Annotated in this window: 19 protein-coding genes and 2 pseudogenes; 14 read left to right on the forward strand and 7 right to left on the reverse strand. The window is 35.9% G+C overall.

Features of this window, described 5'->3' with window-relative positions:
• The first annotated feature begins 257 nt into the window (after positions 1-257).
• The 9 genes and pseudogenes from G468_RS0104960 (at position 258) to G468_RS0105000 (ending at position 13,715) form a co-directional block, all read left to right on the forward strand.
• Entirely contained in the window at positions 258-1,901 is a 1,644-nt protein-coding gene (locus G468_RS0104960; RefSeq protein ID WP_026822182.1) for a ShlB/FhaC/HecB family hemolysin secretion/activation protein, read from the forward strand.
• Positions 1,902-2,345: 444 nt separating this feature from the next.
• Positions 2,346-3,944, forward strand: a complete 1,599-nt coding sequence (gene dppA / locus G468_RS0104965; RefSeq protein ID WP_407062043.1) for a dipeptide ABC transporter periplasmic-binding protein DppA — start codon at positions 2,346-2,348, stop codon at positions 3,942-3,944.
• Positions 3,945-4,086: 142 nt separating this feature from the next.
• Positions 4,087-5,106 carry a dipeptide ABC transporter permease DppB gene (gene dppB / locus G468_RS0104970; protein WP_026822184.1) on the forward strand — a complete coding sequence of 340 codons (1,020 nt, stop codon included), beginning with the start codon at positions 4,087-4,089 and terminating at the stop codon, positions 5,104-5,106.
• An 11-nt stretch (positions 5,107-5,117) separates the two neighbouring features.
• Entirely contained in the window at positions 5,118-6,020 is a 903-nt protein-coding gene (dppC, locus tag G468_RS0104975) for a dipeptide ABC transporter permease DppC (protein WP_026822185.1), read from the forward strand.
• Positions 6,021-6,032: 12 nt separating this feature from the next.
• Positions 6,033-7,011: pseudogene (gene dppD / locus G468_RS19740) on the forward strand (dipeptide ABC transporter ATP-binding protein).
• Entirely contained in the window at positions 7,008-8,018 is a 1,011-nt protein-coding gene (locus tag G468_RS0104985; RefSeq protein ID WP_026822186.1) for a peptide ABC transporter ATP-binding protein, read from the forward strand. The pseudogene dppD and the gene G468_RS0104985 overlap by 4 nt, the downstream one beginning before the upstream one ends.
• A gap of 403 nt (positions 8,019-8,421) precedes the next feature.
• The gene (locus tag G468_RS0104990; RefSeq protein WP_026822187.1) at positions 8,422-10,113 is read left to right on the forward strand and encodes a two-partner secretion domain-containing protein; all 1,692 of its coding nucleotides are present in this window, start codon (positions 8,422-8,424) and stop codon (positions 10,111-10,113) included.
• Positions 10,114-10,371: 258 nt separating this feature from the next.
• Entirely contained in the window at positions 10,372-11,181 is an 810-nt protein-coding gene (locus tag G468_RS22280) for a two-partner secretion domain-containing protein (protein WP_026822188.1), read from the forward strand.
• Positions 11,182-12,245: 1,064 nt separating this feature from the next.
• The gene (locus G468_RS0105000) at positions 12,246-13,715 is read left to right on the forward strand and encodes an insulinase family protein (protein WP_246067298.1); all 1,470 of its coding nucleotides are present in this window, start codon (positions 12,246-12,248) and stop codon (positions 13,713-13,715) included.
• Between the two features lie 205 nt (positions 13,716-13,920).
• On the opposite strand, the gene yhjD is transcribed toward G468_RS0105000, so the two are convergent.
• Together yhjD and G468_RS0105010 are read right to left on the reverse strand one after the other, a co-directional pair.
• Positions 13,921-14,844 (reverse strand): inner membrane protein YhjD, encoded by a 924-nt coding sequence (gene yhjD, locus G468_RS0105005; protein ID WP_026822190.1) that lies wholly within the window; start codon positions 14,842-14,844, stop codon positions 13,921-13,923.
• A gap of 95 nt (positions 14,845-14,939) precedes the next feature.
• Positions 14,940-15,332 (reverse strand): DUF1090 domain-containing protein, encoded by a 393-nt coding sequence (locus G468_RS0105010; protein ID WP_026822191.1) that lies wholly within the window; start codon positions 15,330-15,332, stop codon positions 14,940-14,942.
• A 175-nt stretch (positions 15,333-15,507) separates the two neighbouring features.
• On the opposite strand from G468_RS0105010, the gene G468_RS0105015 reads away from it, so the two are divergent.
• The 3 genes from G468_RS0105015 to G468_RS0105025 all read left to right on the forward strand — a co-directional run bounded on the left by G468_RS0105015 (position 15,508) and on the right by G468_RS0105025 (position 19,017).
• Positions 15,508-16,350: a 23S rRNA (adenine(2030)-N(6))-methyltransferase RlmJ gene (locus tag G468_RS0105015; RefSeq protein ID WP_026822192.1), complete on the forward strand. Its 843-nt coding sequence runs from the start codon at positions 15,508-15,510 to the stop codon at positions 16,348-16,350.
• 113 nt (positions 16,351-16,463) lie between these two features.
• Positions 16,464-17,819, forward strand: coding sequence for a glutathione-disulfide reductase (gene gorA / locus G468_RS0105020; protein WP_026822193.1), 1,356 nt, complete (start codon positions 16,464-16,466; stop codon positions 17,817-17,819).
• Between the two features lie 361 nt (positions 17,820-18,180).
• Positions 18,181-19,017 carry a hypothetical protein gene (locus tag G468_RS0105025; protein ID WP_026822194.1) on the forward strand — a complete coding sequence of 279 codons (837 nt, stop codon included), beginning with the start codon at positions 18,181-18,183 and terminating at the stop codon, positions 19,015-19,017.
• Positions 19,018-19,306: 289 nt separating this feature from the next.
• Here the strand turns inward: G468_RS0105025 and G468_RS19750 are convergent.
• From G468_RS19750 to G468_RS0105045, 4 genes and pseudogenes are all read right to left on the reverse strand, one after another.
• Positions 19,307-20,136 (reverse strand): annotated as a pseudogene (locus G468_RS19750) (alpha/beta fold hydrolase).
• A 517-nt stretch (positions 20,137-20,653) separates the two neighbouring features.
• Positions 20,654-21,184: a molybdopterin-guanine dinucleotide biosynthesis protein MobB gene (gene mobB / locus G468_RS0105035; protein ID WP_026822195.1), complete on the reverse strand. Its 531-nt coding sequence runs from the start codon at positions 21,182-21,184 to the stop codon at positions 20,654-20,656.
• Positions 21,177-21,749 (reverse strand): molybdenum cofactor guanylyltransferase MobA, encoded by a 573-nt coding sequence (gene mobA, locus G468_RS0105040; protein WP_026822196.1) that lies wholly within the window; start codon positions 21,747-21,749, stop codon positions 21,177-21,179. Before mobA ends, mobB begins: the two co-directional genes overlap by 8 nt.
• A gap of 401 nt (positions 21,750-22,150) precedes the next feature.
• Complete coding sequence (locus G468_RS0105045; RefSeq protein ID WP_026822197.1) at positions 22,151-22,363, reverse strand: hypothetical protein; 213 nt, start codon at positions 22,361-22,363, stop codon at positions 22,151-22,153.
• Positions 22,364-22,741: 378 nt separating this feature from the next.
• Here G468_RS0105045 and G468_RS0105050 point away from each other — a divergent pair, with 378 nt between their 5' ends.
• On the forward strand, positions 22,742-23,560 hold the full coding sequence (locus tag G468_RS0105050; RefSeq protein WP_026822198.1) for a nitrilase-related carbon-nitrogen hydrolase: 819 nt from the start codon (positions 22,742-22,744) through the stop codon (positions 23,558-23,560).
• Between the two features lie 5 nt (positions 23,561-23,565).
• Here the strand turns inward: G468_RS0105050 and G468_RS19755 are convergent, their stop codons facing one another.
• The gene (locus G468_RS19755; RefSeq protein WP_051296951.1) at positions 23,566-24,456 is read right to left on the reverse strand and encodes a cytosine permease; all 891 of its coding nucleotides are present in this window, start codon (positions 24,454-24,456) and stop codon (positions 23,566-23,568) included.
• A 23-nt stretch (positions 24,457-24,479) separates the two neighbouring features.
• On the opposite strand from G468_RS19755, the gene G468_RS0105060 reads away from it, so the two are divergent.
• Positions 24,480-24,707, forward strand: a 228-nt coding sequence (locus tag G468_RS0105060) for a transposase (protein WP_026822199.1), incomplete at its 3' end; no start/stop codon positions are given.

Here is a 24,707-nt window from a genome sequence, read left to right on the forward strand (position 1 = left end):
ATTAATCCTACCTATTGATTCTATAGTTTAGTTTATTATCGAACTGAATACATTAAATATAAAGCTTCAGTGTATTTTTTTCTGAATTTATTCAATAAGTATGATAATTAATTCTCCTCTTCTGGTCTTTTGTTTAATAAAGAATAAAATAGTTGCTAATTTTGATATATTTATTTTTATAAAAAATTTAATTTTATCTTTTTGTTATCTATCAGTGAAAGGAATTCACGTTCTTAATTCATAGCAAAGGAATGCTGATGAAAAAGTATTTATTTTTCTTATTATTGGCTATTTATAGTCATGGTTATGCACAAGTTGATGTTGGCAAATCACCTTTACAAGAAGCAAGGCAAGAGATCACACAACAGCAACCGGTAACTATTCCAATTAACTTAAAACAAATTAATAAAAATCAAATTTATCCCGTTGAATTTCCTTGTTTGAATATCAAATTTGTATTTTTTAATGGCCAGGAATTATTTGCTACATCATTACAGAAAAAATTATCTACATTAGCAGATAATATTATTGGTCAATGTTTAGGCGATGAGGGAGTAAAAAATTTTCTTACCAAAGTGAATTACGTATTTATTAATGCCGGCTATGTGACGACGAAAATTTCGCTACCAGAACAGAGTTTCATGTATGGTATTTTACGTATTGAACTGATCCCTGGTCTCATTTCTGATATTCGTTACGCTGATACTGGTAAAAGTCACTATTCTCTGCATACTGCTTTTCCGCAAGCAACCATTCTTAATGTTCAGGACATTGAGCAAGGATTAGAAAATTTACAGAATTCGCCTTCAACCCAACCACAAATCACTGTTGATGATGATCCTACCACGGCAAATAGTAGTATCTTAACCATTAAGCGACAGAAAAAACGGGCTATTCGCGGCCGATTTTCTCTTGATAATAGTGGTCTTAGAGATCATGCCAATCTAATGATCGATAATGTGTTAATGTTTGATAACCCCACACTATTAAATGACTTTTTCTATTTTTATATCAGTCGTGATTTAGATACCGACCATAGTCGTGGGGTTAAAATTGGCACATTCTTTTACTCACTACCTTTTCGGAACTGGCAGTTTAATTTATCAGGTAATTATCAAGATCAATATTCTGCCGATGGTATTAAAACATCGGTCGGCAATTTGTACAAAAGCAATCGTTCTAAATCATTAACTGCGCAGGGTCAATATCTGATTAAGCGACGTTATAATAGTAAGACCTACTTAAATTTTGGCACTAGTATTATGACCAATAATGGCTACATTGGTGATTATGAAATAAGTGTTTATAAGCGTAGGGCAACTTATTGGAATGTTGGTCTGAAGCATCAACAATATCTACCACGTGGTGAGCTCAATCTGGCAATGGAATATAAGCAAGGCGCTGATTGGTTTGGAGCCATGCCTTCGCCGGCAAAGGAATTAAAACGACCACAAATTTTTCAATTTTCGGCTGCTATTAATCAACCCTGGCAAATCAGTAAACAAATTTTTCTTTATGAGGCATCTGCCGCTATTCAGTTAAGTCGTTCAAAACTGGATAGCTTAATAGTAACTAATGGCATTGGTGGTAGCAATAGTGTACGTGTTGCAATGCTAACTAATACTATATCTGGCTCTAATAGTTTGCTAATTAAGAATGAAATAAGTTGGTTGACACCATTGCCCGGACATGTGCTCTATGCAACATTGGACTATGGTTCGGTTTCTGAAGATCGAGCGCGTTTTTGGCGTGATGAGTATTTGGTTGGTACATCGCTAGGACTAAAAGGCAGTTATAAACAATTGGACTATACGATTTTCGTTGGTTTCCCACTATTAAATTCGTCAGATAGCAAACAGGATCATATGGTTTCGGGTTTTCGCCTCACTTATAGTTATTGATCACTAATTAGGTATCCACTTTAGATGGATACCTGCCTGATATTAATTTTCTATTTTTATATTTCATCGTCAGTCATGAATTTATAATTTTCTGGCAAATATTGCAAAAATTAAGCAATAACTGGTTATTTATTGCTCAATTGGATGTGTAGATGAAAATAGTTGTTAATCTCTATTTAAGTTGGCTTATTTTGCGTTTATCACTAATAAATTGCAAATTAATTATATTTTATCCTATTTGTGTGAATTATAGGTTTTATCTTCGTTTCTTGGTTGCCTAAAAAAACAGCAATAAAAGTATTGACGTAGGCGGCAACTGTTGATTTATTGTTTAAGGTCGATGATAAAAATATAATTAAATCACAATATCAGTGGCACTATTTAATAAATAGCTTAAAAAATATAATAAAGTGACAACAGGGGAAGCATAATATGAAATTTTTTATGAAAAAGGCAGGGGTTTTTTCTATTAGTATCAGTTTGATTACATTAGTTATTTCTACTCATTTACAGGCAAAAACCTTAGTTTATTGCTCAGAAGGTTCACCTGAAGGATTTAATCCACAATTATTTGCATCAGGAACAACTTATGATGCCAGTTCTATCCCACTTTATAATCGACTGGTAGAGTTTAAATTGGGTACAACAGAGATAAAACCGGCATTAGCTGAACGCTGGCAAGTGAGTGATGATGGAAAAGTCTATACTTTCTATTTGCGTAAAGGTGTCAAATGGCATACTAGCAAAAACTTCAAACCAAGCCGCGAATTCAATGCTGATGATGTCATTTATACTTTTATGCGGCAAAAAGATGCAACTCATCCCTATCATAAAGTTTCTGGTGGCAGCTATGAATATTTTATTGGTATGGATATGGATAAAATCATCGATAAGATAGAAAAGGTTGATGATTATACCGTGCGTTTCACGCTTACTCGCCCTGAGGCACGCTTTTTAGCTGATATGGCAATGGATTTTGCTTCTATTTTATCGGCGGAATATGCCGAACAGATGATGAAAAAAGGTAAGCCAGAACAGGTTGATCTTGATCCGATTGGTACCGGGCCATTTCAATTAATTCAATATCAAAAAGATTCACGCATTCTTTATAAAGCTAATCGTGATTATTGGGGGGTTAAACCTAAAATTGATCGTTTAGTTTTCTCCATTACACCAGATGCTGCAGTACGTTATGCCAAGTTACAGAAAAATGAATGCCAGGTTATGGCATTCCCAAATCCAGCTGATCTTGAACGTATTAGGCAAAATAAACAAATCGTATTAATGGAACAACCGGGTCTTAATGTTGGCTATCTAGCCTTTAACACTGAGAAAAAGCCATTAGATAATGTAAAAGTCCGCCAGGCATTGACAATGGCCGTCAATAAAGATGCCATTATTGAGGTGGTTTACCAAGGGGCAGGCCAGAAAGCAAAAACGCTTATTCCATCAACAATGTGGGGATATAACCAAGCAATTAACGATCACCCGTATGATCCACAGAAAGCAAAAGCGTTACTTAAAGAAGCGGGTGTTGCAGAAGGTTCTAGTATCGATATTTGGGCAATGCCAGTACAGCGGCCCTATAACCCTAATGCCAGGCGTATGGCGGAGATGATCCAAGCCGATTGGGCAAAAGTGGGGATTAAAGCCAACATCGTTAGCTATGAATGGGGTGAATACCTTAAACGTGCCAAGAATGGAGAATCTCAAACGGTAATGATTGGTTGGACGGGGGATAATGGTGATCCCGATAACTTTTTCGCTACTTTATTTAGCTGTGCAGCCAAAGCACAAAGTATCAATTACTCCAAATGGTGTAATAAAGATTTTGAGTCTGTCATTCAGCCAGCGCGTGTGACATTCGATCATAATAAACGTATTGAATTGTATCGACAGGCTCAGGCTGTTATGCATGAGCAAGTCCCTGCTTTGATTATTGCTCACTCAACAGTATATAAGCCTATTCGTAAAGAAGTGACCGGTTTTGTTGTTGATCCGTTAGGCAAACATCACTTTGAAGTTGTTGATATTAAAAAATAAATTTTATTGTACTGAGTTGATTGTTAATTAATTACTCTATCGGGTTTACTGATAGAGTAATCATTGGTTTTGCTAGTTTGTCAATCGAATCAAATCAAACAACTTAAGTATATTAGTCAACATTTAACAGAGAAATCATCGAATGTGGCAATTTATATTTCGGCGTTTGGGTATTGTGATCCCTACGTTTATCGGTATTACCATACTGACTTTTGCGTTTATCCATATGATCCCAGGTGATCCCGTTACGATTATGGCAGGTGAACGCGGTTTAAGTCCTGAGCGTCATGCACAGATGATCTCACAATTAGGCTTGGATCAACCGTTGTGGCAACAATATTTTAATTATATTTATGATGTGTTACGAGGCGATTTGGGTGTTTCCTTAAAAAGTCGTTTGCCTGTTTGGCAAGAATTTTGGCCACGTTTTATGGCAACCTTAGAATTGGGTATCTATGCCATGATATTTGCGATTGTTGTAGGGATACCCATCGGCGTATTAGCTGCTGTTAAGCGTGGCTCTGTTTTTGATCATACCGCCATTGGAGTGTCATTAACCGGCTATTCGATGCCTATTTTTTGGTGGGGGATCATGCTCATTATGCTGGTTTCCGTACACTGGGATCTAACGCCTGTTTCAGGCCGAGTGAGTGACAGTGTTTTTCTGGATGATAGCTATCCACTGACTGGGTTTATGTTAATTGATACCTTGCTGTGGGGAGAAGCCGGCGATTTTATTGATGCACTAGCGCATTTGATCTTGCCCGCTATTGTTTTAGGCACCATACCCTTAGCGGTGATCGTGCGTATGACGCGCTCTTCAATGTTGGAAGTGCTAGGTGAAGATTATATTCGAACCGCGCGGGCAAAAGGGTTAAGCCGAGGACGAGTGATTTTGATCCACGCGTTGCGTAATGCCTTGTTGCCAGTTGTAACGGTGATTGGCTTGCAGGTTGGTACCTTATTAGCTGGTGCGATCTTGACGGAAACTATCTTCTCTTGGCCCGGTTTAGGACGTTGGTTAATTGAAGGGTTGCAGCGTCGTGATTATCCGGTGGTTCAAGGTGGGGTTTTGCTGATCGCAAGCTTGATTATATTGGTTAATCTACTGATTGATCTGTTATATGGCATCGTTGATCCACGAATTCGGCATAAAAAATAAGGAAGGCAAACATGTCTCAATTAATTGAACAACAAATAGACAAAATGCCAGCGCCATTAACACCATTACAAGAGTTTTGGCATTACTTTAGTCGCAATAAGGGGGCGGTTGCGGGCATGGGGTATATTGTCCTCATGGTCGTTATTGCTTTATTGGCTGACTTCCTTGCGCCTCATGCCCCTAATGAACAATTTCGCCAATTTTTATTGACACCACCGGCTTGGCAGGAAGGCGGCAGTTGGCAATTTATTTTAGGGACTGATGACGTCGGACGAGATCTGTTATCAAGGCTAATGCATGGTGCTCGTTTATCGTTACTGGTGGGAGGTTTAGTCGTCATTCTTTCCCTGATTATGGGTGTCTCACTGGGCTTATTCGCCGGTTATATTGGTGGTTTGGTTGATGTAACTATCATGCGGGTGGTCGATATTATGTTGGCTTTACCGAGTTTATTACTGGCCTTAGTATTAGTGGCAGTTTTTGGTCCTTCCATTGTCAATGCTTCATTGGCATTAGCTTTTGTAGCTTTACCGCACTATGTGCGATTAACGCGAGCGGCGGTATTATTGGAAATCAATCGGGAATATGTAACGGCATCTCAAGTAGTTGGTGCTAGTGCATTACGTCAAATGTTTATTAATATTCTACCTAATTGTTTTGCCCCTTTAATTGTGCAGGCTTCTCTGGGTTTTTCCAATGCTATTTTGGATATGGCAGCGTTAGGGTTTCTCGGTATGGGTGCTCAGCCACCAACTCCGGAATGGGGCACGATGTTATCGGATGTTTTACAGTTTACGCAAAGTGCATGGTGGATCGTAATATTTCCTGGTTTAGCCATTTTGCTGACAGTATTGGCATTTAATTTGATGGGCGACGGTTTGCGCGATGCCTTCGATCCTAAACTCAAGCAATAATGAGGTGATCTAATGGCATTATTAGAGATAAAAAACCTTTCGGTGCATTTTGGTGAGCAAAGTGCCCCTTTTCGTGCGGTTGATCAGATTAGTTATCAGGTAAAAGCGGGTGAGGTGGTTGGTATTGTCGGTGAATCAGGTTCAGGCAAGTCAGTCAGTTCACTGGCTATTATGGGGCTGATTGATAAGCCAGGCCATGTGATCGCCGACAGGTTAACTTTTGCTGGCCGTGATCTATTAAACATGACAGAAAAAGAGCGCTGTCAATTAATTGGTGCTGAAGTGGCGATGATTTTTCAGGATCCGATGACCAGCCTTAATCCTTGTTTTACGGTTGGTTATCAGATTATGGAAGCGCTAAAAATTCATCAAGCGGGTAGCCGTCTTGCTCGTTATCAGCGGGCGATTGATTTATTAACCATGGTTGGCATTCCTGAACCAAAATCACGGTTTGACATCTACCCGCATCAGTTATCAGGTGGTATGAGCCAGCGTGTTATGATCGCGATGGCATTGGCTTGTCGCCCTAAATTATTGATTGCGGATGAGCCAACAACGGCACTCGATGTCACTATTCAGGCACAAATTATGGAACTGTTGTTAAGTTTGCAGCAACAAGAAAATATGGCTTTAGTACTGATTACCCATGATTTAGCCTTAGTGGCACAAGCGGCTGATCATATTATTGTCATGTATGCTGGGCAGGTGGTGGAATCGGGTAAAGCCAATGATATTTACGGCTCCTCGTCACCCCTATACCCAATCACTATTGAGGGCATTACCCGAATTTGCGCTGAATAAACAGCGCTTAGCTTCGCTACCGGGTGTTGTTCCGGGGAAATATGATCGTCCGGTTGGCTGTTTACTTAATCCTCGTTGCCCTTATGTTGGTGAAAAATGTCGAACTGAGGAGCCACTATTGAATGTTATTGCTGATAGGCAAGTAAAATGTCATGTTCCACTGGATGATAACGGGAGGCCAACAATATGAATAAACTCAACTCATTAATTACTCCCTTATTAAAGGCAACGGAGCTGAAAAAATATTATCCAGTTAAAGGTGGTTTATTTTCAGCGGATAGAACACTAAAAGCCTTGGATGGCGTTTCATTTGAGCTGCAAAAAGGTAAGACATTGGCAATAGTTGGCGAGTCGGGTTGTGGTAAATCGACGTTAGGACGACTATTAACAATGATTGAAACGCCTACTGCTGGTGAACTGTATTATCTAGGACAGAATCTATTAGTTAAAGATAAAACGGCACACAAGTTGCGGCGGCAAAAGATCCAAATGGTTTTTCAAAACCCTTATGCATCGTTGAATCCACGTAAAAAAATCGCTCAAATCCTGGAAGAACCTTTATTAATTAATACTCCCCTCTCTGCTATGGAGCGTAAAGAAAAGATATTGCATATGATGGAAAAAGTAGGATTGAAGGCTGAACATTTACACCGTTATCCTCATATGTTTTCTGGCGGACAAAGGCAGCGTATTGCTATTGCTCGTGGATTGATGCTTGAGCCGGATATTGTGATTGCTGATGAACCAGTATCAGCACTGGATGTTTCTGTGCGGGCGCAGGTATTGAATTTAATGATGGATCTACAGCAGGATTTTGGTTTGTCATATGTTTTTATTTCTCATGATTTATCGGTGGTTGAGCATATCGCTGATGAGGTGATGGTAATGTATTTAGGCCGTTGTGTTGAAAAAGGCACTAAAGAACAAATTTTTAACTGTCCACGTCATCCTTACACTCAAGCATTATTATCAGCTACTCCTCGGCTCAACCCTGATTTACGTCGTGAACGGATTAAATTAACCGGTGAATTACCAAGTCCAATTGATCCACCGCCAGGTTGTGCATTTGCAGCCAGGTGTCGACATGCTTTTACACACTGTAGCCACTCACGGCCAGAGTTAAATAGCTATCATGGCCAACAGGTTGCTTGTTTTGCTGCCGATTTAAGCAATAATTTAGTGGTCACTCGCGACTAATTGTTATCTTTGTTAATTGAAGTGATAATAATATTTCTTAGTATTATTATTACTTTTTTATTATTAAGCTAATAAGCTTGTGATTATCAGATGTAGGGTAATATTTAGCTTAAATTAATTAAATAACCCACTAAATTTTTACAGCAAAAAATAAATCAGCAAAAATTATTTATAACCAGTATGATCTTTTATAATACTGATTTATTATAAATAATAAGAATATTTAAAAGCTATTTTTATTATTGAATTTTATATTAATTATAATTAATGTATTTATTATAATAATTCTATTAATAATTATATTTATGTTTTTTTATTTTATTTGACACACTACCTAGTGTTTATTTAAGATGAAAACGCTTTAGTCTAAGCGTTAATTTTATTAATTACAGGGAATGATTACATGGGAAAAAATAAATTAGGTTTTATCGCCTTAAGTATTGCTAGCATTCTTTCTTCTTTTCATACTAATGCTAGTGAAAATATTATTATTGATAATAGTAAAAAAAGAGATCTTGCGGTAGAAATTAAAAATGGCGTTGAACATATTAATATTGAAAAAGCGAATGAAAAAGGTATTTCCCATAATTATTATCAAAAGTTTAATGTCAGTGAAAAAGGCGTGGTTATTCACAATCCAAACTATTTAACGAACTCAGCAGCAAAATTTATTATTAACGAAGTCACATCTAATGAAAAAAGTTTGCTCAATGGTGAATTGCGGGTTAATGGCAATAATGCCTATTTGATGGTGGCTAATCCGAATGGTATTGAGTGTAATGGTTGTTCGTTTTCTGGGACTCAGCAACAGTTATTAGTAACAGGTAAAATTAAGTTAATTAACAATGAGGAATCAACAACACTTCCACAAGGAGATACTATTGAATATAAAAATGGCGATTTGAAAATTAATTCTTTAGCCGGAGGAAAAATTGTATTTAGCAATAGTGTTAAGCCAGTTCATGATAGAGGAGTATTAACACTTATTACTAATGAAATAGTGTTTTCTGATGGAAATCTAGAAGGAAAAATACTTAAAACCATTATTGGTAATAATGAAATCAAATTTTCACCTAAAAATCATAATTCTTATGAATCATATGTAGAATACAATTTTGCTCCCAATCAACAGATTCCCGCTAATTATTCTCTTATTCGTAAAGGAAAAGACGATAAGATGGATTTATATCGTGTAGCTGCTTATCCTGACTATGATCACTCGGTTACGGGTCACCTTGGTCAGCAGAAAAATAGCCCTTATGCAGGTTTTGTTATTAATGAAAAAGCAAGCGTAAAATTTGATGGATTAAGCATTACACAAACGGGTGATAGTCGTGTTATTAATAGAGGGCAGTTAAACGCTAAAAGGTTTTATGCCAATGTGGATAACGAGATTATTAATGTGCGAGATGCTAAATTGATGATTGGTGAAAAACGAAATGATAAATATGAAAATAAGAATTTACACAAATCGTTTATCAAATCAAAGTTATTAAAATTTGATCATGCATCTTTTAATATAAGTAATACTGAGATCAAATTTGATAATAATGAGTTTGATAGTCTTAATAGTGAGATAAATTTAAAAAATTCGATTGTTAATATGAATAGTAAAAAGTTCTCCAATGAAGACAACTATCGTAAGAATGATCAGCATCATATTGATGCAAAGCATTTATATGGTTTTATTTCACTTGATAATACTAAGTTAGTGATAAAGGGTAATGAGGTTGTGAATAAGGCGGCGGTGACGGGTGATGGTCGTCTGGAAATTAATGCAGTTTCTTATACAGGTAGAAAAAATATTAAAATAGAAGGTCAAAAAACGACTAAAATAGGGCAATCTACTATTAAAAAAAATGGGGTAGTAAATATAAAAGCTAAAGAATTGCTTGATACATATGGAAGTAAAATGGCTGCCAGTAATGGTTTAATCATTGATACACAGCAACTAAAATCTAAAGATGGTGATATTAAAATTATTAATAAAAATATTAAGCCTGTAGTTCATTTAGCAGAATTAGCTAATGAAAATTGGAAATTTGCTGATAGTAAAAAAATCGAATTGCGTTGGAAACAATTGAACAGAAAATAAATTAGTTATTTTTTATTCGGCCATTAGTTATATGAATGATAAATTTTATCAAATCGATTGAAAAACATAGTCAATATTTAAAATGAAAAATAGGTTACCAATTTTTATTATTGAAATTTATTCCTGTAATAAAACAATAATAATGTTACAAATGGTTATATTTTCTTTTTTATTTTACTTGACGAATAATATAATGCCTATTTAAGATAAAAATGCTTAAGTCTAAGCGTTAATATATTTATTAAAGGGAATAATTATATGAAACGAAATAAACTGCATTGTATCGCTTTAAGTGTTATCAGTATTTTTTATTCATTTCATGTCACTGCTAGTCAAAATATAATTGTCGATAATAGTAAGAAAAGAGATCTTAGCGTTGAAATTAAAGATGAAATTGAACATATTAATATTGAAAAAGCGGATGAAAATGGTATTTCGCATAATTACTATAAAAAGTTTAATGTGAGTACAAAAGGTGCTGTTCTTGAAAATACAAACGAAGTAGCAGCAAAAATTATTGTTAATGAAGTGACTTCAGAAAAAAAAAGTTTACTTAAAGGCGAGTTAGCTGTTAATGGTCAACCAGCAGAGCTAATTATTGCTAATCCTAATGGTATTAAATGTAGGAGTTGCTGGTTTTCAGGTTCAACAACTCAACGCTTATTAACAGGAAAAGTTTTTTATATAGATAAAAGTGCGCTAAATAGGTTTAAAAATGTGGGCTTTGATAAAGTAGAGGCGGGAGAATTACTTTTACCGACTGAAAATGGTGATATTGTATTTAAAGGTATTAATCATGTTCATAGTAGTGAAGAAGGACGTTTAGATCTTATCTCCCGCCATGTTATGATGATGGATAATAGTTCTCTATCTGCAAACACGATTTATGTCGTGATCGGTGATAATATTGTAAGAGTTTCTAATCAGAATAAATTATCCATTATTGGCAAGAGTATACCATCAACTGCAATGCCTATTACCGGTTTAGCTATTGGAAAAAATGCAGCAATTCAAGCTAAATATACAAATATTATTTTAACTGATAATAAGTCAATAAATAATTTCTGAAGATGAATAAATTTGATTTCGATATGAAAGATAACTTTATTAATGAAAAAATGCACAGTTGATTATTGGTAATAATATTAATTATAAACCAGAAGAATTATTATATTCTCTGATTAAAACTAAAAGTTTTAAGTTTGATAATGTATATTTTATATTAATCAAGTAAATGTAATATTTGATCTTGAATCATTATTTGTTAATTATGACAGCATTATAAATTTCAAAATATTTGAAGATATAATTAATCCAGATTTAATAGCAGGTAATGATAAAATTATTGGTGTAAATTATATTTTACTAAATCAACTATAAACATAGAAATATGGATCTTTTTATTAATAGCAGCCTAATTTCAACAAGAGGACAACTGATAATAAAATCAATTGGTGGTGTGGAAAATAGTGGAACTATAAACCAGTCTAGTATAGAAATCAGTAGAAAATACAATAAATATAGATGTTATTATTGTTAATAATGATAATGGAAAATAAGTCAGCAAGCGATTTAACGATCGATACAGTTAGTTTACCTCTCATCATAGCGGCTAGGGCAAAGTAGCCGCTATTTTTTCTAATCAATCAATTTCTATAAGAATAATATTCTATAAAATTATTAGAATGAAAATTCTATCACAAATATCTATAACAAATTGTATTAGTTCATTGATTAAAATAGAACAACAGTGATGAATGTTATTTTTTATAATATTTGAATAATTTTGTTTATCAACTAACGATTTTATTGATTGTAATTATAGTAAATTATTAATATGTTTTATATCATTTAAAATGATAATATCAGTAACCTGTATTAAATCACTATTATTGACCATAATGTGATTAATAAAATTCGATTGACATCAATAAACTGCTAAAAAACGTAGTGGTGAACATAAAGCCTAACATGGTAGTCTTATGGTTCTAAAAATATCACAGAGATTATCAGATTTAACCAGAGATCGGTTGTCTAACCCCCAAGGTGGTACTTTCTGTTAAAAATAAATGTGGCATTTGATGGTTAAATCAAACAATTAACAACAAGAGGTTTGCATGCAGGGCATTAAAATGCGGTATTTTATAGGTGGCGTACTCATAACTTTGTCCAGCCAACTGCCAGCAGAAACGTTGCAACCTGATCCTGCCTGGCAGCAGGGTAAATTAGATAATGGTTTTTCCTGGCAACTATTGCAAACACCACAGCGCCCAAATGATAGGATTCAATTGCGGTTAGTTGTTAAAACAGGTTCAATGATAGAAACAGCAAGTCAAAGAGGGTTTACTTATTTGATCCCCAAAATGGCACTGTTTCATAGTAAAACCTTAAGCAGTTCGCAATTACAACAGTTATGGCACAATGCGATTGATCCAGCAGCACCAATTCCGCCGGCGATTGTCTCTTATGATGTCACTCTGTATAACCTAAGCTTGCCTAATAATCGACCTGAGTTACTTAAAGACGCACTGCAGTGGTTGGCAGGCTTGGCAGCTAATTACCAATTTGATAAAAAATCATTGATGATGATAACCCAGTTGCCAAAGCATTTGGTAGTAATACACCCAGCTAATGTAAAAGATCCCTTATGGCAGTCGAGAATAAAAGGATCAACGTTAATTGGCCATGAACCGGGCGCGATGCCAGTTACGCCGGTTAAGTTGGAAGCAATCAACAAATTTGTTCAACAATGGTATACACCAGACATAATGACGCTTTATGTCGCTGGCCATGTTGATAGTCGTTCATTGATTGAAAATATTAATCAGATTTTTTCGGCAGTTAGTGGAAAGCGCTCTATGCCGGTTACTGTGGCGACTCTGCCCATTGTTACACCACAAATAATTAATTTAACCAGCTTAGATCCAGCAAAAGATACTTTATCACTGACTTGGGATTTTGGTTGGCGAACAATTAACAATTCTGAAATGTTAAAGCGTTATTGGCGTGATGATTTAGCCAGAGAGACTATTTTTCGCTCAATTAAACAGGCTTTTGACAAAAAATATGGCAAAGCTGTTGGATTGAATATGGATTGCCGTATTCAATATCAGAGAGCGAGCTGTGCATTATTAGTCTCAGCAGCACCTGAAAAAATGAAGAGTGTAACCGACAGCTTGTTAGCAGAATTATCTGCCATTAATAATAAAGGTGTTTCTCAGGCCATATTTGAGCAAATAGTCCAAGAAAAACAGCAGCAATTAGATCAGCTGTTTGCGGCTTATGCCAGAGTAAGTACTGACATATTAATTAATCAGCGACTGATTTCACAACAGAATGGTGTCATAGATATTGCGCCGGAACAGTTCCAGCGTTTGCGGCAAGCTTTTTTGGCAGAATTAACATTAGCCGTAATAACAGAGGATGCTAAACGGTTGGTTGCGCAGGAACCTACCTTTATTTTCTCTCAGCCAGCGGATAAAAGACGATTAGATATTGATCAGATTAGAAATAAGTTTAAACAGGTTCTGTGGTCGGCAGTGGCTACATCCGCAGCGGAACAGGAAGTCAATGAAGGCTCACCTGTTATCCGCACTAATTGATAATGGTAAAGAATTATAGTTTAATGCTATTACTATATGGCTATCATAAATAGGCAACTTATCATTAAAAATAAATACAGTTATGCGGAAATAGTTACTGGTGATTAATCTTTTCAGCGGTATTTATTTTACATAATTATTAGATTTTAGTTGCTAAAATTTTATTACTAATAGGTTATAGAGCGTTAGTTTTATGATTGCCTTGTTATGCAGGCTTATCTGTGGCTATCCAGGCAGCACAAAAAAGCGTCAAACGGGCAAAAAAGTAGAAAAAAGCCATAAGCCCAATAACTGAACCGAATGCTGCACCTGACGGTGAACTTGCCAGATTAGGCAATACCCAAGTCATGATAGATTTAAGTATTTCAAAGCCAATAGCAGCGATTAATGTTCCCTTTATTAGCGAAATGCGACGAAATTGCTGATGGGGTAAGATCCAAAAAATCCATAGAAAAAGTAGGTAATTTGCCATAATTGAAATGGTTAAACCGACTATTGTCCAAATTGGACGTAGCCATTCAATACTATCAAGATGCAATAGACTAACCAGTGTTGCTTGTGCTGAGCCGGCAATAGAAGTTAATGTTATGGTGATAACTAAGGCAATTAATAAGCCAATAAGAAAAAGAAAATCACGTAAGTAGCGGAAAAAAATAGATTCTTTCTCATCTTCGTTTCTTTCCCAGATATCACGAGATTGCGCCAAAATAGCTTGACGAAGGTTATTAACCCAATTAACACCGGAATAAAGTGCAATCGCTAAACCAGTCAAACCGACGGCAGTACGTTGACGAATAGCGGTATCGATGCTTCTTTCGAGTGTTTGGGCTAATGTTGGATCACTAATGCTTTTTGAAATACCACGGATCAATTTTTCCAATAGATCGGGATTAGAAGCTAGTATAAAGCCAGTTGCAGCAAAGGAAAACATAAGGACAGGGATCAAAGAGAGAAAAGAAAAATAGGTAATAGCGGCGCCAAATTGGTTGCCCATACGGTCATTAAAACGTTCTGCTGCACGGATCAAATGGGCAATAAATGGAATATTACAGATAATTTTAATCCACTTCTTTGAATAGATTAATGCTTTCTGACCACTAGCAACCCCTTTACTCAATGTGTTTTTCACCTTTTGCTCTCCTTATGCTGCATGGCTATTATGTGCTCAAAGTTATTTTTAAGCATGGCCTGTTTTTATCTAAATCCGTTTAATTTGCTGATGATTTATTGACTTGCTTTCAGTGTTTCCTCTGCCTGACGAAGTTCAGTTTTGGCTTGTTGTAGTTTTTGTTGCTGCTTACTAATTTTATTCTTATCGCCTTTTGCTTGTGCGGCTTTTAAATCAACTTCACGTTCTTTAACTTTTAAGCGTTTTTTCTCAACTTCATTTTTATTTCTTTGATATAAAGATTCAGACTTACAGTTCTGTTGTAAATTTTTTAACGCTTTTTCTAATCCATCAAGGCGATGTTGATTACCCTGTTTTTTAGCATATTCGATTTCGGTCTGTAACTTTTGCTTTTTTATTTCACAGAGATTTATTTGTTGACTTGCAAATACTGAGTAGCTGCCAAGCATAAACGCAATACAACATATTGATAATGGTATTTTTTTCATCGTATATTCACCTTTTTTATTGTTAATAGTCTATTTAGCATAATGCTATAAAGGCATTATGTCATTATTAGTGATTAATATTACTATGATAAAATGTGCGGTAATATAAGGCTAATAATGGCTATATTTTTAGCTCCCATAAAATAGTTTTTTTACATTAAATGGTAATAAATTTATGTTAAGTTATCGTCACAGTTTCCATGCAGGTAATCACGCAGATGTGTTAAAGCATATTGTACAAAGTTTGATTATTGAGTCTCTTAAGGAAAAAGAAACGCCTTTTCTTTATCTTGACACCCACGCTGGAGCTGGTCGTTATCAACTAACAACTAAGCATGCTGGTAAGACAGAAGAATATCGTGAGGGAATTGCGCGTTTATGGCAACGAGATGATTTGCCGACAGAGTTAGCTGCTTACCTAACAGTAATGACTAAACTTAATGCCAAGGGTGATCTTCATTATTATCCAGGGTCGCCATTATTGGCCAAGTTTTTGTTGCGTGAACAGGATAAACTGGTATTGACTGAATTACATCCCAGTGATTATCCCTTACTGCGAGCAGAATTTGCAAAAGATAAGCGAGCACAAGTTTTACGCCAAGATGGTTTTCAACAGTTAAAATCCAAGTTACCGCCATCAAGTCGTCGAGGCATTATTTTGATTGATCCATCTTATGAATTAAAATCAGATTATCAGTCAGTCGTTAACGCAGTTTTAGAAGGTTATAAACGGTTTGCTACAGGAATTTATGCTATTTGGTATCCGGTAGTTTTGCGCCAGCAAGTTAAGCGAATGATCCACGGACTGCAAAATAGTGGGATGCGTAAAATATTAAAGATTGAGTTAGCCGTGCGTCCGGATAGCGATCAACGAGGAATGACGGCTTCAGGTATGATCATCATTAATCCACCTTGGAAACTGGAACAACAAATCCGTATATTATTACCATGGTTACATAAAGTTTTAGTACCAGAAGGAATAGGCCATACCTGCGTAGAGTGGCTTGTACCAGAATAAATTTTTTATTCCTGATAATAGTTTGCTAGTTTTAAACGGGTTATTAATAAATAGCCTGTATAAGAATCTTCGTTAAACTGGTATTTAATTAATAAAATGGAAATAAAATAACGATGAGTGAGCATTATAATTATATTGCTATTGGTGGTGGTAGCGGTGGAATTGCTTCAATAAATCGTGCGGCGATATATGGTCAGAAATGTGCGCTTATTGAAGCAAAGGCTTTAGGTGGAACTTGTGTCAATGTTGGTTGTGTACCCAAAAAAATTATGTGGTATGCGGCACAAATTGCGGAAGCGATTCAAGCTTATGGGCCTGATTATGGTTTTAATACCACGATTAATCAATTTGATTGGCAGAAATTGATCACTAACCGGCAAAGCTATATTAATCGTATTCATCAATCTTATGAGCTTGGTTTGACTACGAATAATGTTAAGGTAATTAATGGGTTTGCGCGCTTTATTGATACTCATACCATTGAGGTTAATGGCAGCAAGTTAACCGCAGATCATATTCTGATAGCTACCGGTGGGAGACCTATTTGGCCTGATATTCCTGGAGCGGAATATGGTATAGACTCAGATGGTTTTTTCCAATTGACATCATTACCTAAGCGAGTTGCCGTTGTGGGTGCAGGTTACATAGCTGTCGAATTAGCTGGCGTGTTGCATGCTTTGGGTAGTGAGACCCATTTGTTTGTTCGTCAGCATGCGCCTTTACGTCATTTTGATCCTATGGTGGTTAAATCACTGGTGGGAATTATGAAAAATGAAGGGCTAACATTGCATACTGAATCTATTCCTAAAGCCCTTATTAAAAATTCTGACGGTAGTTTAACTTTACAGTTAGAAAATGGTAAAGCCCAAACTGTTGATACCTTAATATGGGCAATTGGCCGTGAGCCAATGACCGACAATTTGGATCTTGATTTGGCTGGTATAGAACGAGATAGTAAAGGCTATATTAAAGTTGATAAATTCCAAAACACAAATGTAGAAAGAGTGTATGCAGTCGGTGATAATACCGGGGCGATCGAATTAACCCCAGTTGCAGTAGCGGCTGGTCGTCGATTATCAGAACGTCTATTTAATAATAAACCTGATGAGTATCTGGATTATACCAATATACCTACAGTGGTATTTAGTCATCCGCCAATAGGCACAGTGGGTTTGACCGAACCACAAGCAAAAGAAAAATTTGGTAGCGATAAAATTAAAGTATACCAATCTTCTTTTGTTTCAATGTATACAGCGGTAACGACTCATCGCCAACCCTGCCGAATGAAGTTAGTTTGTGTTGGCGAGGAAGAGAAAATTGTCGGTATTCATGGTATCGGTTTTGGCATGGATGAAATCTTACAAGGTTTTGCGGTTGCGTTAAAAATGGGCGCCACTAAACAAGATTTTGATAATACCGTGGCAATTCATCCAACGGCAGCTGAAGAGTTTGTTACTATGAGGGGTTAGCTTAGAAAACCCACCATATAATGAGTAGACCCGAAATTACAATTAAGTAATTTCGGGTCATAGGCTTTCGCTTGATGCTGAGGAACTGACACCGCGACGAAGGCGGGAGAAGAACCATCTGCTAGCTACATTTCAAACCATATGCCAAATGTTTAGAGTTGTCAATTGTTTTTGAAATAAAACAAAGACTTTTGCTTCATTGTGTGCAAACATTAGCACAGTGAGTTTAGAACATCAAAAAAATTATGCCATTTAATTACGACTATGATGAGCCAAGACGGCTTATTACACAAAGTAGACTATCTAGCTACAGTACTTCGATTGCTACAGAAAACGATGCACAACTTTTTGGAGCCTACAGTTGGAACCTTGCTGTTGTCGGTGCATTTTATCCACTACTACAGATCATAGAAGTGTCTTTGCGAAACGCCATCAGCAATGCTGCAAAACTAAAAGCAGAACAAGCTGGGGTCAATGGTTTTGGTTCGACAACCTTCCTTCTTGGCAGGAGAGTAATGATCAAGGTCAACCGATTGCGGCAGAGCAAGTTAAAAAGTTCAAAAGAAAAATTAAAGCTGCAAAAAGAGCAGCAAAAAAAGCATTGGAAGATAAAGGGGAAGTCGACCCTACACCAAACCATGATCAGATTATCGCTCAGACTGATTTCTCTACCTGGGAATATATTCTAGATAAGCACTACTACGACGGTTCTAACAATAGTTATATGTGGCCGACAGGCCTAATTAAAGCCTTCAAGAAGCTCCCAAGAACAATTGAAAGTAACCCTATGTTTCATCAACGAGATATCATTCGTAGAAGAATAGAGGAAGTTCGTTATTTCCGGAATCGTGTATCGCACAATGAATCCACGTGGCGACTATCTGATGTAGGAGAAAAAGAAGACATCATATCTCTGCTGACAACTAGGCTTGACAAGATGATGGAGCTTCTTTTTTGGATTTCTCCTAAATTCCAGAGATACGTAAAAGACATCGGGATCGAAGCCAGAATTAGACAAGTGCTACACATAACTGAGTTAGAGCGTTACATGCATATCTACGAAAATATTGAGATTTCTGATATTGATGGATTGCTTGTCCTAACAAAAAGGGTCAATGAGACAAACATTCGTAGCCACTTTAATGTTAGTGGTGAAAATGGAATTTTAATGCCTCACAACACACATTTGATTCAATGATCTGTTGTTTTACTCGCAAACGAAAACCCTGGAAAATGACATCCTTACAAGACATTATTAGGCAAAATTGAGCTAAAACATAAAATTTCGGGAAAATGCTTACGAGCTTTATGATTAAAGGTTTTACAGAAATCTTCCAGATTTCAGGTGTGGTAGTAAGCTAGCACCATGAAAAAATCTCTGTTTTGTCAGTGGTTATTTTCATTGATGGATTTTCTAAATGGTGTGTGAAAGCAATATTCAATAAATCAGAAGTTGGCATTTTTTACCAACTTCTGAAGATTAACGGTTAACTCCGAACAAAGGCCAATAAATCCGTATTGATAGTATCGGCATCTGTAGTAGGCATGCCATGTGGAAAACCCGTATAGGTTTTCAACGTGCCGTTTTGTAATAATTTTGCCGCTAACGGAGCGGAGGATTCATAAGGTACAATCTGGTCATCAACACTATGCATTACTAGAACTGGGATAGTAGTAAGTTTCAAATCTTCGGTAAAATCTGTCTGTGAAAGAGCGACAATACAATCATAATGCGCTTTGGCACTGCCCATCATGCCCTGACGCCACCAATTCCAAATAATGCCTTCCGATGGTTTGGCATTCGGTCGATTGTAACCATAGAATGGTCCAGCCGGGAGGTCATAATAGAATTGTGCTCGATTGGCTGCTAACTTAGCCTGCATATCATCGAAAACAGATTTGGCTAATCCTTTCGGGTTAGTGTCGCTCTGTATCATGATTGGAGTAACCGCGCTAATAAGCACTGCTTTAGAAACACGATCTTCTCCATGTCGAGCGATGTAGTGAATAACTTCACCACCTCCAGTAGAATGGCCTACATGAATAGCTTTCTGTATGCCAAGATGGTTCACTACAGCGGCAACATCATCAACGTAATGATCCATATCATGTCCATCCCAGACTTGGCTGGAACGCCCATGGCCGCGACGATCATGCGCTACCACACGGAAACCTTGTGCTAAGAAAAATAACATTTGGTTATCCCAATCGTCAGAACTTAATGGCCAGCCATGATGGAAGAAGATCACTGGAGCATCGTGTGGCCCCAGTCTTTATAGAAAATTTCAACTTTATCTTTTGTGGTTATATATCCCATGCCTAATCCTTATACTTGTTTGTGGTTTTAAACAAAAATAGCTTGATTATTTGGCTAATTTTTATGTAGTTTCAAGTGTCTTGGAGAGTAGCCTAATAAAAGTTTGGCTTTTGAAAAGATACTAGCTAAGTATGGCAATATTTAATCTCAGGATAATTTAAGCGTGTTCTGGGTTGGCTAAAAGCGTACTTAAATAATTTTAATAATAGCTTAATTAAGATAAGTTTCTAATGTAGAAAGGGTTTATCTTTATTAAAAGATTGATCATCGAATTATATATGTTATGGGGCTATTTAGTTACTTACAAATATAAATAAATAGAATTTTTTATTGTAATAGGTGTAAACGCTGTAGCATTAATTACTTAATATCTTGAACATCAATACCCAACAATTTTTTCAGACTTGTTTTTATAAGCTATCTTAGATTAGTCCAGAATAACCCAATATTACTGTTGATTATATTTTTTATCTAGAGCTTATAATAAAACTTATGTTAATAAATATAATCTATTTTGTTACTTATCATTGCTTTTATTTGATTCTAACCAATTGGCTATATAATCGGCGATCTGTTCAGGAGAGTTAATATCCAATTGCAGAAGTTGGGTAGTCTGTTTGTTATCACTTGCAACTGCTATTACGTGTTGATCCAAAATATCCACAAAGGGACGGTTAGTTGTCGCTCGGTATAGCGCAATTTTAGGAATACTTTCTTCTTTAAATCCTTCAACTAAAATTAAATCGGTCTGTTGTGGATCAAATTGATTGGCTAAATAAGTTAAATCAAGGATGGGGTTTTCGGGTGTTTCAGTCATTAATGCCCAACGCTGTTGACAGGCAATTAATGTTTGCTTGGCACCTGCTTGGCGTAATTGGTAGCTATCTTTATTCGGCTTATCAATGTCCATGTCATGGTGGGTATGTTTGATAACCCCAACTTGAATATTCTTTTTACCGAGTAAAGGAATAACTTTCTTTAATAGCGTTGTCTTTCCTGTACCACTATAAGCTGTAATTCCAAGTAGTGGAATTGCATTTTTATTTATCATTTGTTTGCTGTTGCTCCCATTTATAGCATTCTGCCAATGTATTCAGATTAACAAAATTTACTGCCGAAGCGCAAATTTTTTTCATAAAAGACATTACCTTATGCTGATGTTTAATTAAATTTTCTTCTAGTGCCGGGATAACAGAACGATGGAGTAATGCAAAAGTTGGATGGTTTGAACCGGCGCTAGTGACATAACTGCCCACATTTTCTTTGCGGCCTTGCCAAAGTTTCATCACTAGGTTATCGGGGAAATCAGGTACATCACAAGGTACAAAAACGACCCAAGATGTTTGAGCTGCATGAAGAGATGCTAACATGCCGGCTAAGGGGCCAGCAAAATTGACTATGGTATCACCAATAACAGGATATCCTGCTTGTTGATATTTGGTAATATTTCGATTGGCATTAATGAGAAGATAATCAACTTGTGGCAACAGTTTGGAAATTGCGTATTGGTAAAGAGGTTTGCCTGCAATCTGGATTTGCCCTTTATCGCACCCATTCATTCGACGGGCTTGTCCACCTGCTAATATTACGCCAGTAACTACAATTTTGACCATACTCAATTTACCTATTTATGCTGAATTCTTTAATGCAATCATTTAGTTAATCTTGTTATAAAGAACATTTTATATTACGGGAAAAAAGAATGAAATATTCTAATATTTTAATATTTTAATATTTTAATATTTTAATATTTTAACGAATTTTTAATGAAAGAATTGGGTTTATTAAAAATGTTTTTAATATTTTGTTATTTATATTGATTATATAGAGGTTGGATATTCAAAATTAGCGGTAAAATAAATTATTGCAATTTCAGAACGGCATAATACTTTCGATTGGAGTGCTACTTACAGCAGCTTGATTGTTTCTGATAGCCATATCAATATATCAATAATTATTTGGAAGGTAATAAAATCAAAAGCAAAAATCACTAGATTGAGTAATGTTTATAATCCTATGATTCTTTAATAATACTTATTCTTGTACCACTTTCGCCCATCAATATTCCATTACTACCATCGACATCAAATTGGTAAATCAACCCTTTTTCCGTTAGTTTTATGTTACGTAATTTTATTATTTTTAACACTTTTTCATTATAAAAAACAGCCATGCCGGGTTTTAATCGCTGAAAAGTTGTTTTACGTTTTGGTTGTACATTAAACATAGTCACTTACCTAAAATATTTTTGTCTTAATGTATTTGAATAATTCATCCTAAAAATTTCTATAAAGTATTTGCATACCTGCTTGTATTAAATTTTGAGAACAAATTTATATATTATAGAAAAAATTAACATTCACATAATTTTATACCTCTACTATTTTAATGATGGACATTTAAATAAATTTCCCAAGTGTTGACGAAGTTTTTAATTAAAAATTAATTTATAATATTTAATGAACGACTATTTTAATATTCATTTTCAGATATCTTGTAATTATAAAGCAGTGTATTATATGGGTAAATACCTAGATTTTAGGTATTGTTGGGGATGAAAATTATTAATATAATTGATGATTTAATTATTTTATGGGAATAAATTTTGTTACAGATTGCGCTTGCTCAGATTGATACAATTTTGGGTGATAAGGAAAGTAATTTATTAAAAATAGCAAAATTATGTAAAGAGGCGGCATCAAAGAATACGGATATTATCTGTTTCCCTGAATTAGCAACAACTGGCTATTCGCCAGAATTATTAGGTACTGAATTGTGGTCGCTTAGTGAGTCGAAGGGCGAAGAAACTGACCAGTTATTGAGTAAACTCTCAACACATTTAAATTTAACCATTATATGTGGATTTATTGAACGTGGAGAAATTTTAGGTAAAATTTTTAATTCAGCAGGTATTTGGACGCCAAACAATGAAAGTTGGATTGGAACATTTCAAAAAACGCATTTGGTTAATCATGAAAGAAGTTGGTTTACTGCAGGTAAGAATATACCTATATTTGACACGCCAAAGTGCCGTATTGGTCTAATGATTTGTCATGATGCCGGTTTTCCTGAACTCGCTAGAATTCTAACCTTGCAAGGCGCAGATATTCTGTTTCTTCCTGCTGCCTGGCATAAAGAAAATAAAGATATTTGGTCGATAAATTGTGCCAGCCGAGCTTTGGAAAATGGCATTCATTTGGTGGCTGTAAATAGATGGGGCAAAGAAAAAGATCTCAATTTCTTTGGAGGCAGTCAATTAATAGGAGCACGCGGACAGTCGTTAAAAGTAGCATCTTATGATGATGAAGATCTTGCTTTTTGCGAGGTTGATTTTAACTTACAAGCAAAAAGCAGATTAGAAATACCTTATTTGCGGGATAGGCGGACAGATATTTATTCTATCGAATATTTATCTGAAAAATAATCGATTTATTTTTTTTGAAAAAAAGTGCATAGTATCCAATATGTGATACTTGCGCTTAATAAAGAATTTAGTGATGGTATGCCAACGTCAGTTGTAGCGCCAACAACGCTGCCTAATAGACAGGAGATAATGGCATTCCATCCGACTAAAGGTATGGATGTTAAGCTTGGTAGTTCACCCGTTTGTCTAGAAGAATCGAGTATTTTACGATTAGTATGAATGATATAATAATCAATCAACATTACGCCAATAATAGGAGGAAAAAGGATACCGAGAAATGTAAGGAAAGTGACAAATTCCTCTAAGATACCTAAAACAGATAAAATAGTTCCTATACACCCCAAAGTAATTGTTAACCAAACGTAAGGCAACTTTTTGCCAGTTAGTCCTTCAACAGCACTAGCAACCCCTAATGATGAAGAATAAAGGTTCAAGTCATTAATTTTTATAGCTGATAAAATAACCGTAAGAAGACCTATCCAGCCGGCTGTTTGTCCCATAATTGTCACAACATCATGTGTGTTCAGTGCATGGGCAATTAATATTGCAATACCATTAACAATAAATTCACCGATGACAATCGATGTTAATGTCATCCAAAAAACATGCTTACTACTTTGACAATAGCGGCTAATATCTGGTGTAGTGAAAGCGCCAGTCATACATCCACCAACAACGGCCGTGATCGCAGCACTTAGACTCATTGCTGTACCGGTAGGTGTAGTCGTGATTAAATTGATGATATTATGATCTTTTACTAATAAAAAGAAAATCCAGCCTACTACTAGACTGAATAGTGGCACAGAGATTTTTGCTGTCCAATTTAAAGCCTTAACGCCGAAAGCAACTAACGTTGTTAGGCTGTGTCCCTTAATTGCTTGAGCTATAGTATCCATCTGTTTCTACGATACTTTGAATTATGGCTCGCTACGATCTTTCTGATGAAGCATGGGCAATCATTGAGCCCTTGTTGCCAACCGTTTTGACATCTTCGCGGGTCGGTCGGCCGTGGGCAGAACATCGCAAAATCGTCAACGGCATGTTCTGGATACTGTGTTCAGGCGCCCCATGGCGTGATTTACCTGAACGTTACGGCCCATGGAAAACCGTTTATAACCGTTTCAACAGATGGTCAAAGGATGGAACT

Source organism: Arsenophonus nasoniae DSM 15247, assembly GCF_000429565.1.
GTDB classification, from domain to species: Bacteria; Pseudomonadota; Gammaproteobacteria; order Enterobacterales; family Enterobacteriaceae; genus Arsenophonus; species Arsenophonus nasoniae.

What these genes read in the sequence shown, in the direction of transcription:
- G468_RS0105010 (WP_026822191.1), bottom strand. Translation starts at nt 15,332, where the DNA reads ATGAAAAAAATACCATTATCAATATGTTGTATTGCGTTTATGCTTGGC.
- G468_RS0105045 (WP_026822197.1), bottom strand. Translation starts at nt 22,363, where the DNA reads ATGTTTAATGTACAACCAAAACGTAAAACAACTTTTCAGCGATTAAAA.
- gorA (WP_026822193.1), top strand. Translation starts at nt 16,464, where the DNA reads ATGAGTGAGCATTATAATTATATTGCTATTGGTGGTGGTAGCGGTGGA.
- dppB (WP_026822184.1), top strand. Translation starts at nt 4,087, where the DNA reads ATGTGGCAATTTATATTTCGGCGTTTGGGTATTGTGATCCCTACGTTT.
- G468_RS22280 (WP_026822188.1), top strand. Translation starts at nt 10,372, where the DNA reads ATGAAACGAAATAAACTGCATTGTATCGCTTTAAGTGTTATCAGTATT.
- G468_RS0104985 (WP_026822186.1), top strand. Translation starts at nt 7,008, where the DNA reads ATGAATAAACTCAACTCATTAATTACTCCCTTATTAAAGGCAACGGAG.
- G468_RS0104960 (WP_026822182.1), top strand. Translation starts at nt 258, where the DNA reads ATGAAAAAGTATTTATTTTTCTTATTATTGGCTATTTATAGTCATGGT.
- dppA (WP_407062043.1), top strand. Translation starts at nt 2,346, where the DNA reads ATGAAAAAGGCAGGGGTTTTTTCTATTAGTATCAGTTTGATTACATTA.
- G468_RS0105015 (WP_026822192.1), top strand. Translation starts at nt 15,508, where the DNA reads ATGTTAAGTTATCGTCACAGTTTCCATGCAGGTAATCACGCAGATGTG.
- G468_RS19755 (WP_051296951.1), bottom strand. Translation starts at nt 24,456, where the DNA reads ATGGATACTATAGCTCAAGCAATTAAGGGACACAGCCTAACAACGTTA.
- G468_RS0104990 (WP_026822187.1), top strand. Translation starts at nt 8,422, where the DNA reads ATGGGAAAAAATAAATTAGGTTTTATCGCCTTAAGTATTGCTAGCATT.
- dppC (WP_026822185.1), top strand. Translation starts at nt 5,118, where the DNA reads ATGTCTCAATTAATTGAACAACAAATAGACAAAATGCCAGCGCCATTA.
- mobA (WP_026822196.1), bottom strand. Translation starts at nt 21,749, where the DNA reads ATGGTCAAAATTGTAGTTACTGGCGTAATATTAGCAGGTGGACAAGCC.
- G468_RS0105000 (WP_246067298.1), top strand. Translation starts at nt 12,246, where the DNA reads ATGCGGTATTTTATAGGTGGCGTACTCATAACTTTGTCCAGCCAACTG.